At 71.8% G+C, this 10567-nt stretch carries 11 protein-coding genes; 3 read left to right on the top strand and 8 right to left on the bottom strand.

The window, feature by feature from the left end:
• The first annotated feature begins 60 nt into the window (after window positions 1–60).
• Genes QRY02_RS06825 through QRY02_RS06815 form a run of 3 tightly spaced genes read left to right on the top strand, consistent with a single transcriptional unit; the run spans window position 61 to window position 3133 of the window.
• Complete coding sequence (locus QRY02_RS06825) at window positions 61–1206, top strand: acyl-CoA dehydrogenase family protein (RefSeq protein WP_285990651.1); 1146 nt, start codon at window positions 61–63, stop codon at window positions 1204–1206.
• On the top strand, window positions 1203–1973 hold the full coding sequence (locus tag QRY02_RS06820) for an SDR family oxidoreductase (protein WP_285990650.1): 771 nt from the start codon (window positions 1203–1205) through the stop codon (window positions 1971–1973). Before QRY02_RS06825 ends, QRY02_RS06820 begins: the two co-directional genes overlap by 4 nt.
• 8 nt (window positions 1974–1981) lie before the next feature.
• Entirely contained in the window at window positions 1982–3133 is a 1152-nt protein-coding gene (locus QRY02_RS06815; RefSeq protein WP_285990649.1) for an acetyl-CoA C-acetyltransferase, read from the top strand.
• Between the two features lie 16 nt (window positions 3134–3149).
• Here the strand turns inward: QRY02_RS06815 and fgd are convergent, their stop codons facing one another.
• From fgd to QRY02_RS06775, 8 genes are all read right to left on the bottom strand, one after another.
• Window positions 3150–4154, bottom strand: coding sequence for a glucose-6-phosphate dehydrogenase (coenzyme-F420) (gene fgd / locus QRY02_RS06810; RefSeq protein WP_285990648.1), 1005 nt, complete (start codon window positions 4152–4154; stop codon window positions 3150–3152).
• Between the two features lie 6 nt (window positions 4155–4160).
• The gene (locus QRY02_RS06805; RefSeq protein ID WP_285990647.1) at window positions 4161–5216 is read right to left on the bottom strand and encodes an NAD(P)H-dependent flavin oxidoreductase; all 1056 of its coding nucleotides are present in this window, start codon (window positions 5214–5216) and stop codon (window positions 4161–4163) included.
• Window positions 5213–5944 (bottom strand): CoA-transferase subunit beta, encoded by a 732-nt coding sequence (locus QRY02_RS06800; protein WP_285990646.1) that lies wholly within the window; start codon window positions 5942–5944, stop codon window positions 5213–5215. Before QRY02_RS06800 ends, QRY02_RS06805 begins: the two co-directional genes overlap by 4 nt.
• Window positions 5941–6804 (bottom strand): CoA transferase subunit A, encoded by an 864-nt coding sequence (locus tag QRY02_RS06795; protein WP_285990645.1) that lies wholly within the window; start codon window positions 6802–6804, stop codon window positions 5941–5943. The genes QRY02_RS06800 and QRY02_RS06795 overlap by 4 nt, the downstream gene beginning before the upstream one ends.
• The gene (locus tag QRY02_RS06790; RefSeq protein WP_285990644.1) at window positions 6794–7534 is read right to left on the bottom strand and encodes an enoyl-CoA hydratase family protein; all 741 of its coding nucleotides are present in this window, start codon (window positions 7532–7534) and stop codon (window positions 6794–6796) included. The genes QRY02_RS06795 and QRY02_RS06790 overlap by 11 nt, the downstream gene beginning before the upstream one ends.
• Complete coding sequence (locus QRY02_RS06785; protein WP_285990643.1) at window positions 7534–8412, bottom strand: SDR family oxidoreductase; 879 nt, start codon at window positions 8410–8412, stop codon at window positions 7534–7536. The genes QRY02_RS06790 and QRY02_RS06785 overlap by 1 nt, the downstream gene beginning before the upstream one ends.
• Entirely contained in the window at window positions 8409–9176 is a 768-nt protein-coding gene (locus QRY02_RS06780; protein WP_285990642.1) for an SDR family oxidoreductase, read from the bottom strand. Before QRY02_RS06780 ends, QRY02_RS06785 begins: the two co-directional genes overlap by 4 nt.
• A 78-nt stretch (window positions 9177–9254) precedes the next feature.
• A complete protein-coding gene (locus QRY02_RS06775; protein WP_285990641.1) occupies window positions 9255–10469 on the bottom strand; it encodes a helix-turn-helix domain-containing protein in 1215 nt (404 codons plus the stop codon).
• Window positions 10470–10567: the final 98 nt, after the last annotated feature.

Here is a 10567-nt window from a genome sequence, read left to right as displayed (position 1 = left end):
AAGTAGAACGTGTTCTCATTACCCTAGGTGCCGGACCGGCCCGGCAGCAAGGAGGCGTGCGTGGAACCGTCGCGATTCCGCCGCGAGGTCGCGGACTGGCTCGCCGGCAACCTGACCGGCGAGTTCGCCCGGCTGCGCGGTCTCGGCGGCCCGGGGCGGGAGCACGAGGAGTTCGACCTGCGCCTCGCCTGGGAACGCCACCTGGCCGCGGCGGGCTGGACCTGCGTGGGCTGGCCGGCCGAGCACGGCGGCCGGGGCTTGTCCCTGGCCGAGCAGGTCGCCTTCCACGAGGAATACGCCGCCTCCGGCGCACCCGCCCGGGTCAACCACATCGGCGAACAGCTGCTCGGCCCCACGCTCATCGCGTTCGGCACCCCCGAGCAGCAGGCCCGCTTCCTCCCCAGGATCGTCGCGGTCGAGGAGCTGTGGTGCCAGGGCTACTCCGAACCCGGCGCCGGCTCCGACCTCGCCGCCGTTTCGACCACCGCGGTCCTGCGGGACGGCGAGTGGGTGATCAACGGCCAGAAGATCTGGACCTCGCTCGCCCACGTGGCCGACTGGTGCTTCGTGGTGGCTCGCACCGAACCGGGTTCCCAGCGCCACCACGGCCTCTCCTACCTGCTGGTCCCGCTGCGCCAGGACGGCGTCACCATCCGCCCGATCCAGCAGCTCACCGGCACCTCGGAGTTCAACGAAGTCTTCTTCGACGACGCCCGCACCCCGGCCGGCCACGTCGTGGGCGAACCGGGCCAGGGGTGGAAGATCGCGATGGCCACCCTCGGCTTCGAACGCGGCGTCTCCACCCTCGGCCAGCAGATCGGCTTCCGCCGCGAACTCGACGACATCACCGCCGAAGCGAAACGGCTCGGCACCTACGACGACCCGCTGTTGCGCGCCGACCTCGCGCGCGCCCGCATCGGCCTGCGCGTTCTCCGCGCCCACGCCCTGCGGACGCTCGGGCAGGCCGCCGGGCCGGAGGTCGCGGTCGGCAAACTGCTGTGGGCCCAATGGCACCGCGGCCTCGGCGAACTCGCCGTGCGCGCCCGCGGCACCCGGTCCCTCACCTCCGCCGGGGACGAACTCGACGAGTGGCAGCGGCTGTTCCTGTTCACCCGCGCCGACACCATCTACGGCGGCTCCGACGAAATCGAACGCACCATCATCGCCGAGCGCATCCTCGGCCTGCCCCGGGAGGCCCGCCCGTGATCCCCCAGTACCCACCCGGCCACGACCTGCTGCGGGGCAAGATCGTCGTCGTCACCGCCGCGGCGGGCACCGGGATCGGCTCCGCCGTCGCGAAACGCTGCCTCGAAGAGGGCGCGAGCGTCGTCATCAGCGACTGGCACGAACGCCGTCTCGCCGCCAAGGCGGCCGAGCTGGCCGAACTGGGCAAGGTCCACGCCATCACCTGTGACGTCACCCGGGAAGACCACGTCCAGGCCCTGATCGACGGCGCCGTGAGCCACTTCGGGCGCCTCGACGTCATGGTGAACAACGCCGGGCTCGGCGGCACGAAGTCGGTGCTGGAGATGACCGACGAGGAATGGTCGAAAGTCCTCGACATCACCCTCACCGGCACCTTCCGCTGCACCCGCGCGGCCTTGAAGCAGTTCGTCGCCCAGGGCGGCGGTGGATCCATCGTCAACAACGCGTCCGTGATCGGCTGGCGCGCCCAAGCCGGGCAGGCGCACTACGCCGCCGCCAAGGCCGGCGTCATGGCGCTGACTCGCTGTTCGGCGTTGGACGCGGCCGAGCACGGTGTCCGGATCAACGCCGTCGCGCCGAGCCTGGCGATGCACCCGTTCCTCGCCAAGGTCACCAGCGACGAGCTCCTGGCCGACCTGACCAAGCAGGAAGCGTTCGGCCGCGCCGCCGAACCCTGGGAAGTCGCCAACGTCATGGTCTTCCTCGCCAGCGACTACGCGAGCTACCTCACCGGCGAAGTCGTCTCCGTCAGCAGCCAGCACCCCTAGGAGCCCCCGTGCCCGAAGCCTTCCTCCTCGACGCGGTCCGCACGCCCGTCGGCCGGCGCGGCGGCGCACTGGCCGGGTGGCACCCGGCCGACCTCGGCGCGCACGTCATCAAGGCCGCCGTCGAACGCGCCGGCGTCGACCCCGACCTGGTCGACGACGTCATCCTCGGCTGCACCGACACCCTCGGCCCGCAGTCGGGCAACATCGCCCGCACCGCGTGGCTCGCCGCCGGGTTCGCCGACCACGTGCCCGGCGTGACGATCGACCGGCAGTGCGGGTCGAGCCAGCAGGCCGTGCACTTCGCCGCGCAGGCCGTCATGTCCGGCACCCAGGACCTGGTGCTGGCCGGGGGCGTGCAGAACATGAGCCGCATCCCGATCAGCGCGGCGATGCTGGCCGGGCGCGAGTACGGCTTCGACGACCCGTTCTCCGGCTCGAAGGGCTGGCAGGAGCGCTACGGCAGTGCCGAGGTCTCGCAGTTCCGCAGCGCCGACATGATCGCCGAGCACTGGGACATCAGCCGCGCGGACATGGAGGAGTACGCGCTGCGCAGCCACCGGCGGGCGCTGTCCGCGATCGACGAAGGCCGGTTCGACGCCGAGATCGCCCCGGTCGACGGCTTCCGGCACGACGAAGGGCCACGCCGGGACACGTCACTGGAGCGGATGCGCGGCCTGAAGCCGCTGAGCGAGGGTTCGCGGCTGACGGCGGCGGTGGCCAGCCAGATCTCCGATGCCGCGAGCGCGGCCGTCCTGGCGTCGGAGACGTTCGTCAAGGAGCACGGCCTGACGCCGCGGGCCCGCATCCACCACCTGTCGGTGCGCGCCGCGGACCCGGTGTGGATGCTGACCGGCCCGATCCCGGCGACGGCGCACGCGCTGCGCAACGCCGGGCTGAAGATCGACGACATCGATCTGTTCGAGGTCAACGAGGCTTTCGCGAGCGTCGTCCTGGCCTGGCTGGACGAAACCGGCGCGGACCCCGAGCGGGTCAACGTGAACGGGGGCGGGATCGCCCTCGGCCACCCGATCGGGGCCACCGGCACCAAGCTCCTCGCCACGCTCCTGCACGAGCTGGAGCGCCGAGGCGGACGTTACGGCCTGCAGACGATGTGCGAAGGCGGCGGCACCGCCAACGTCACCATCATCGAACGCCTCTGAAGCGATCGCCCGCCGGTCAGCCGAGGGCGTGCAGCTTCGGCAGGACGTCCTCGGAGAACTGGGTCAGGAACCGTTCCTGGTCGTGGCCCGGGCCGTGGAAGACGAGGTGGTTGAGGCCCGCGTCGAGGTACGGCTTGATCTGCGCCACGGCCTCGTCCGGGTCCGACGCCACGATCCACCGCTTCGCGACCTGCTCGATCGGCAGCTCGTCGGCCAGCCGTTCCATCTCCTCGGCCGAGGAGACGCTGTGCTTCTGCTCCGCCGACAGCGACAGCGGCGCCCAGAACCGCGTGTTCTCCAGCGCCTTCTCGTGGTCGCGGTCGTAGGACAGCTTGATCTCGATCGTCCGGTCGACGTCCTCGACGGCCTTCCCGGCCGCCTCCGCGCCTTCCTTGACGGCCGGCATCAGCTTGTCGGTGTAGAGCTCCATGCCCTTGCCGGACGTGCAGATGAACCCGTCCCCGGCCCGGCCCGCGTACTTGGCGACCACCGGGCCACCGGCGGCGACGTAGACCGGCACGGGCTGCTCCGGCCGGTCGTAGATCTTGGCGTCCACCAGCTCGTAGTAGTCGCCCTTGAAGTTGACGTTGTCGCTGGTCCACAGCTCACGGATCAGCTTGATCGACTCGCGCAGCCGGGCGAAGCGCTCCTTGAACTCCGGCCACTCCCGCCCCGAGACGGCGATCTCGTTCAGCGCCTCGCCGGACCCGACACCGAGGATGACGCGGCCGTTCGACAGCAGCGACATCGTCGCGAACGCCTGGGCGATCACCGCCGGGTTGTACCGGAACGTCGGGGTCAGCACGCTCGTGCCGATCTGCACCCGCTCGGTGCGCTCGGCGACCGCCGGCATCCAGGCCAGCGCCCACGGAGCGTGGCCGCCTTCGTGCCGCCACGGCAGGAAGTGGTCGGACACCCAGACCGAGTCCAACCCGACCTCTTCGGCGCGGACGGCGTACTCGACCAGGTCCCGCGGCCCGAACTGCTCCGCCGACGCCTTGTATCCGACCTTCAACGCCACGCTCTCTCATCCTCCCGTTTGCCGGCCGAGCCGCCGCAGGATCTCACCCGCCTCGGCCACTGCGCCTTCGACGATCTGTGCCACCGTGGGCAGGTCGTGAATCATGCCCACCACCTGTCCCGACGCTAGCACTCCCGCGTCCGTCCGGCCTTCGACCAGTCCCGCCCGCAGCAGCATCGGGGTGTTGGCCGCCATGACCAGCTGGCTCCACGTCAGATCGTTGCCGTGCTTCATCGCGAAGCCTTCTCGGAGCATCGCAACCGGGGACAGGCCGGTGATATTCCGGAAGCGCAGCGCGTTGCGGGCCGCTTGCGCCAGGCCGCGGATCCGGCCGGTGCGTTCGAGCTTCTCGACGAGGTCGGTGCGCAGCACCCGGTGCGGGAGGCCGTCGACCCGCTTGGTGACGACCGTCCCGGTGAGCCCCTGCTCGAGGTAGAGGCGCTTGACCTCGTCGGGGACCGTGCTCTCCTTGCTCAGCAGGAACCGGGTGCCCATCGCCACACCCGCCGCGCCGTAGGCGAGCGCGGCGGCGAGCCCGCGGCCGTCGAAGAAGCCGCCGGCGGCGACGACCGGGATGTCGACGGTGTCCAGCACCGAGGGCAGCAGCAGGGTGGTGGCCACGCCCCCGGTGTGCCCGCCGCCTTCGCCGCCCTGGACGATGACGGCGTCCGCCCCCCAGGCGGCGACCTTCTCGGCGTGCCGGGCGGCGCCGACCGACGGGATGACGACGATCCCGTGGTCCCGCAGTTTCGCGATCATTTCCTTCCGCGGGGCGAGCGCGAAGGAGGCGACCTTCACGCCTTCGCGGATCAGCAGGTCGACGCGTTCGCCGGCGTCCGCCGCGTCGGCGCGGAGGTTCACGCCGAACGGCTTGTCCGTCCGCTTCTTGACCTCGGCGATCGCCGCTTCCAGCTCGCCGTGCGTCATCGTGGCGGACGCGAGGATGCCGAGGGCCCCGGCTTCCGCGGTGGCCGAGACCAGCCGCGGCCCGGCGACCCAGCCCATCCCGGTCTGCACGACCGGGTGCTCGACCCCCACCAGCCGGGTCAGGGCCGTCTTCACGCCGGGACTTCCTTGTCCCGCAGGCTCTTCGGGTCCAGGACCTCGCGGATCAGCCGCAGCTCCTCCTCGGCCGGTTCACGGCTGGTCCCGGTGCCGGTGAAATCGATCTCGAACGTCGTCGCCGCCACGACCTCCTCGCGGGTGACGCCCGGGTGCAGCGAAACCGCCCGCATGGCGTGGTCCGGGCCGCCGAAGTCGAACACGCCGAGGTTGGTCACCACCCGGTGCACGTCGTGGTACTTCTGGGCGGAGGCACCTGCCTTGGCCGCGTTGTCGTAACCGACCCCCGACACGACGTCCACCGCGTCCACGAACACGCGCGTGGAGTGCCGGGGCACCCAGTAACTCGTGCGGTGGTTGATGGTGTTGCCCGGCGCGCCCCGCACGCCGAGCAGCTGCTTCTTCGGGCGGGCGTGGTCGCCGATGGCGGAGATGTTCTGGTTGCCGTACCGGTCGATCTGGTTGGCACCCATCACGACGTGGCGGCGTCCGTGCGGGACGATGGTGTCCAGCATCTTGCGGAAGGGCTGCCAGCCTTCGACGACGCCGCCGGTGGTCATCAGGTAGGCCTCGCCGTCGGACATCAGCAGATCCGGCTCGAACGTCAGCCGCGCGAGCTTCGCCCCCAGCTGGGGAATGAAGCCCATCGGGCTGGCCACGATCTCACCGTCCCCGCGGAACAGCTCGGCCACCGCCACCACGGCGATCTCGGCCCGGGTCGCGCTCATGCCGCCTCCGCCTCGAATTTGTCCACTTCGGACAGATAGTGCCGGTCGTCACCGGAGAGGAACCGGTCCACGAACCCCGGCCACGCGTCGAGATCCTTGGCGCAGGCCGCGTAATGACGCTGGAACCGCTCGTCCCGGCCGTAGTCCGGCACCGCCGTGGTGAAGTGCGCCCCGCGCGGCGCCTCGACGACGCCGGCCACGCTGCCGCGGGTGAGCAGCAGCGACTGCACCGGCCCGGCCGCGGTCAGCTCGGCCGTCTCGACGACTTTCTCCACCGACACGAAGCACCTTTCCGCGGCCAGGCCGAACAGTTCGTCGAAGTACGGGTCCGGGCCGAGGTACTGGGCGTTGCCGCGGGCGTCCGCGCGGTTGAGGTGCACCAGCGCCACGTCCAGGTGCTGCGCCGGGACCGCCACCAGCTCCTCGCCGTCGTCGTACGGTGAGCGCACGGTGCGCAGGTGCGGGTTGGCGCGCATGACTTCGGAGCCGAGCCCCGCCCGCGTCGGCAGGAACGGGAGCCGCTGCATCGCCGCCGACAGCGCGGTGCCGAACATGCCCTCGTCGTACTCGGTCACCTCGATCGCGCCGGTCTCGCGGGCGCGGCCGAACCACGGGTCGAACGGGATCGAATCCAGGGTGACGAACCCGAACACGACCCGCTTCACCTTGCCGGCGGCGCACAGCAGGCCGACGTCCGGGCCGCCGTAGGAAACGACGGTGAGGTCCTTGACCGGGGTGCGCAGGATCGCCCGGACCAGGGCCATCGGCTTGCGCCGGGAGCCCCAGCCGCCGATCCCGATGGTCATGCCGTCCTTCAGCTCGGCCGCCACGTCGTCGGCGGTCGTGCGCTTATCGGCCATTCAAGAACTCCTCGCGGGCTTCGTCGGACGCGCCGAGCAGGTTCAGTTCGAAGGTGAAGCCCTGCTCGAAGCGGTAGCTGCGGTGCACCTGCTGGGTGTCGATGCCGTTCAAGGCCTCTTTCGCCGCGCGGATCACCCGCGGGTCCTTCTTCGCGATGTCCCGGGCGACTTCGAGCGCTGCTTCGTCGAGGTCCGCGCGCGGCACGACCTGGTACACCGAACCGTGGGCATGCAGTTCGGCCGCGGTGATCTTGCGGGCGGTGAAGTACAGCGTGCGCATGAGGTGCTGGGGCACCAGCCGCGCCAGGTGCGTGGCCGCGCCGAGCGCACCCCGCTCGACCTCGGGAACCCCGAACGTGGCGTCTTCGGAGGCGATGATCACGTCGGCGTTGCCGACCAGTCCGATGCCGCCACCGAGGCAGAAGCCGTGCACCGCCGCGACGACCGGCACCTCACAGTCGTAGACCGCGCCGAACGCCGCGTAACAGCCGCGATTGGCGCCGACCAGGGCGTCATAGCCGGCGCTGCGCTGGATCTCCTTGATGTCCACGCCCGCGTTGAAGCCCCGGCCTTCCGCGCGGAGGATCACCACGTGCACCTCGGGGTCCCGGCCGGCCTGCGTGATCGCGTCGGCGAGGTCGAACCAGCCCTGCACGGGCAGGGCGTTCACCGGCGGGAAGTCGACCGTGACGACCTCGACGTGGCCGTCGCGCTTGGTCAGGATGCCCATCAGCTCGCTCCGTACACCGGTTCGGGCCCGGGCGCGCGCTCGAGCAGTTCCTTCACCACCGGACCGAGTTCGGCCGGGTCCCAGCGCTCGCCCTTGTCCACGGCCGGGCCGTGCCGCCAGGCCTGCGCCAGGGAGACCTTGCCGCCCTCGACTTCGAACACCCGGCCGGTGACGTACGCGGACTCCTCGCTGCCCAGCCACACCACCAGCGGCGAGACGTTCTCCGGCGCCATCGCGTCGAAACCGGTCTCCGGACGCGCCATCGACGCGAACACCGCCTCGGTCATCCGGGTCCGCGCGGCCGGCGCGATCGCGTTGACGGTGACGCCGTAGCGGGCGAGCTCCGCGGCCGCCACCACGGTCAGCCCCGCGATCCCCGCCTTCGCCGCCGAGTAGTTGCCCTGCCCCACACTGCCCAGCAGACCGGCGCCCGAGCTCGTGTTGATCACCCGGGCCTGCGGGGTCCGCCCGGCCTTGGCTTCAGCCCGCCAATGTTCCGCAGCGTGCCGCAATGGCGCGAAATGCCCCTTGAGGTGCACGCGGATCACCGCGTCCCACTCGTCCTCGGCGAGGTTGACCAGCATCCGGTCCCGGAGGAACCCCGCGTTGTTGACCAGCACGTCCAGGCGACCGAAGTGCTCGACCGCGGTGCCGATCAGCTCGCGGGCCCCGGCCCAGTCGGCCACGTCCGAGGTGTTCGCCACCGCCTTCCCGCCGAGTTCCCCGATCTCGGCGACGACCGCGGCGGTCGCGTCCCCGTCCACGTCGTTCACCACCACCGGCGCGCCCTCGGCCGCGAACGCCAGCGCGTGCGCCCGTCCGATGCCGCGCCCGGCGCCGGTCACCACGACCACGCGGTCCTGGCACAACCCGCTCACGAATCCTCCCGATGGTTGACGTCGGCCGCGGCGAGGAACGCCGGGACCTCACCTCCGCCGTGCACGCGCAAGGTCGCGCCGGAAACGTAGGAAGCCAGGCCGGAGGCGAGGAACGCGGCGCAGTGCCCGACTTCCGCCGGCTCGGCGAGCCGCCCGAGCGGCACGGTCTTCCCGACCGCCTCGACCGCCGCCTCGCTGCCGTAGTGCAGGTGCGCCTGCTCGGTCCGCACCATCCCGACGTCCAGGGCGTTCACGCGCACCTTCGGCGCCCATTCGACCGCCAGGCTCGCGGTCAGGTTGTCCAGCCCGGCCTTCGCGGCGCCGTAGGCCGCCGTTCCGGGCGACGGGCGTGTCCCGCTCACGCTCGAGATCATCACGATGGCACCGCCGGCGGCCTGGCGCTGCATCACCGCGTTCGCGTGCTGCGCGACCAGCAGCGGGGCCAGCAGGTTCAGCTGCACGATCTTTTCGTGCAGTCTCGACGACGCCGCCGCAGCCGACACGTACGGCGCCCCGCCGGCGTTGTTCACCACCACGTCCAAGCGGCCGTGCCGCTCGACGATCCCCTCGACCAACACGGCCACCTGCGCCTCGTCGCGGACGTCGCACGCGACGAACTCCGCCTCGGTCGGCGCCTCCCGCCGCGCACAGACCACGACCCGGGCGCCGTGGGCGCGGAACACGTCGGCGATCCCCCGGCCCACGCCGCGGACGCCCCCGGTGACCAGCACCACGGTCCCGGCCAAGCCCAGCTCCGTCTTCACCGGCACACCACCTTCCGTCCCCAAAACTAGAACATGTTCTCGCTGGGGACAAGGTCGGGAGGTGAGCCGGGAAGCCTGCTACTCCTCGGGAGGGGAGAACTCGTTCCGGGTGATCCGCAGCCCCGACGCGCGCAGCGCGGCCTGCATGGCGAACCGCGCGTCGGGATCGTCGAGGCGATCGCCGAAGGCCTGCTTGAGCTGACGCACGCGGTAGCGGACCGTCTGCGGGTGCACCGAAAGGTCGACCGCGATCTTCTCGGAGTTGCCGCCGTTCTGCAGCCAGGACAGCAGGGTCTCGCCCAGCCGGCGGCGCGTCCGCTCCGGGAACTGTTCGAGCGGGGCCAGCTCCTGCCGCGCGACCTGCTCGGCCAGCGGCGAGTCCGAGAGCAGCCACAACTCCGTCAGGTGGTCGGTGCACCAGGTGACGGGCGTGTCCGGGAGCGCGCCGTCGGCCACCAGCCGCAGCGCGGCGCGCGCCCAGCGCAGGGAGTGCGCCGCCGCGCCGAGGTCCGTCGGCGGCCCGACCGCGACGCGGGTGCCGAGCCGCGTCAGGGTCCGCGCGTCCACCGGGGCGGGCAGCAAGAGGTACGGCTGTGGTGAATCGAGGTCGGCGAGGACGTCGGGCCCCCACGCAGTGCCCACGGTCGTTTCGGCGGCGACCGCCGCCACGGCGCGGGGGACGGGCCAGCCCGCCGCGGCCGCCAGTTCGGCGAGGACCGCGTCCGGGATCGTGCCCGGGCCGGTCAGCAGCCGCAGCAGCCGTCGCCGCAGGCCCGCCCGGGTGCCCTCGATCTCCACCCACGTCTCGCGGTGGCCCCGGCTCGACATGCGGGCGAGCTCGTCCGCGTAGCCGAACAGCATCTCGGCCAGCTGCGCCATGGCCGCGGAGGAAAGCCGGTGGCGCCGGCCGAGCCGCATGATCCAGCGCCAGCCGACGCGGGTGCCCACGCGGTAGGCCGCCTGCAGGTCGTCCAGGGTCCGGCCCTCGCGGGCCTCGCCCACGCCGAGCTGGCGGCACGTCTCGTACAGCCGTTCCCGCGAGGCCAGTGGATCCTCGACCAGGTCCACGAAGAGCTCGACCGCGCACTCGACGGCGTGCCGGGTCACCCGGCCGTAGGAGCCGTCGCCCGGCCGCGCGTAGACGGGGACCGCCCGCAGGACCTCCCGGACGATCCAGTCCGCCAGCGCCGGCAGCGCCGGACGCATGAGCGCGGCCAGCTCTCTTCGCCGGAGAATCTCTTCGCCGGCGACCGGAGGAGCGGGGACGGGTTGCCGGGCACTGTCGCGGGACACCAGGGTTCCTCCACCGGGGACGGCGATCGCAACTCTTTCGGGGGTCCGGGTGGCGGAGCCCCGACCCGGGGCGAAGCCCCGGATATACGGAGCGCGCT

The organism is Amycolatopsis sp. DG1A-15b, assembly GCF_030285645.1.
GTDB lineage: Bacteria > Actinomycetota > Actinomycetes > Mycobacteriales > Pseudonocardiaceae > Amycolatopsis.
The sequence above is the reverse complement of the archived record's forward strand: the minus strand, read 5'-3'. Positions and strand labels throughout refer to the sequence as shown.